Source organism: Xenorhabdus santafensis, assembly GCF_033949405.1.
Lineage (GTDB): Bacteria > Pseudomonadota > Gammaproteobacteria > Enterobacterales > Enterobacteriaceae > Xenorhabdus > Xenorhabdus santafensis.
The window spans coordinates 1-1,230 of sequence record NZ_VCDN01000176.1 but is presented as its reverse complement, the minus strand read 5'-3'; the positions used below and the strand labels follow the sequence as shown (position 1 = coordinate 1,230).

Annotated in this window: 2 protein-coding genes; both read left to right on the top strand. The window is 33.0% G+C overall.

Annotated features, from left to right (window positions below):
* On the top strand, positions 1-490 hold a 490-nt coding region (locus FE392_RS19705; RefSeq protein WP_319931832.1), incomplete at its 5' end, for a hypothetical protein.
* Between the two features lie 376 nt (positions 491-866).
* A partial coding sequence (locus tag FE392_RS19700) for a hypothetical protein (RefSeq protein WP_319931831.1) occupies positions 867-1,230 on the top strand: 364 nt, incomplete at its 3' end.

Below are 1,230 nucleotides of genomic sequence, written 5' to 3'. Positions count from 1 at the left end.
ATGCTCAAATAAAGTGAGTTTCAATGAGGTTCCTTTAATGTTTAAGGTCGAGAGTGTTGTTGTCATTGATACAATCAAGGACGGTGTAATGTCACGAGTTAAATCTGGGCATATACCCGTTTTATATGGGGACGGAAAGCAGGCGTATAGATATCAGGCATTAATTACTAGGACAGTCAATGAGAAGATCCAGAATGGTAAAGTTCCATTTAAGAACCATACTTTTGATTACATATCGATAACTTGGTCACGTAATAGCCTTATTAATTATAAAGATTTCCCTCCACCTGCTCCTGAGTTAGATGAATCAGGTCTCAATAAAACAGATCAAAACGGGTATTTATATGCGAGATTAACGAGTAATGTTGGCGTTAGTAAAAAGGTATCAGTGACGTTGGATATAGATAGGGATTTTAATACATTTAATCCTATAGATACAAATAAGACAACAGATGCAGATAATGATGTGACTTTTAAATCCGATTTTTAATAAAGGGCATTATTTTTTTATTGTTACGATTGTAATCAAAGGCATTCAACGTACAAGAAATTGGTAGTTAATGTGGAGTCGCACTTTGTTTTTATTCATATAATTACCATCTGAATTTTTCCTGGCTTAGTATTGTTTTTGTAATCAAAAAATCAGGATCTTAATTAAAGATAATATTTAGGGATGATTATCATTTATTTTATTATCATGAGAATAATACGTGATAATTTCATATTGTTAGTTGATGGTTATTTAATATGGGTTATATTTCCGTTTTTATGCTCAATTGAAGTTAAATAATAGATTTTGTATAAGTTTATTTTTCATTGTTATTATTTAATAACACGCTGTTTTTTATTAATATGGGGTATTAATTATGTCTTTATATAAAAGAAAGGTAGCAGGGTATTCTATTGTATTTATATCATTGTTTTTTTCTTTATTTATTAAGGTATATTCGAATAGTTCCATTGCAACAGAACACCTTGGCGGCGACAAACAAAAAGGTCAAGTCCTAATTACTGCCCAAGTTGGCCATCCCGGGCCGCTATTAGTTCACGAAATTTATACCTATACCGCCACTGTCATAAATGATAATAGAAGTGGTCAAGCGGTAAATTGGAGTCTGGAGAAAGATGGAAAGCCAGCGCAAAGTATCCCAGGTGTGACTCTGAAGCCTGTACCACAAAATGATGATGACAAGAAAAAAGGTCAATTTCGAGCAACGTTAACCGGCTCGG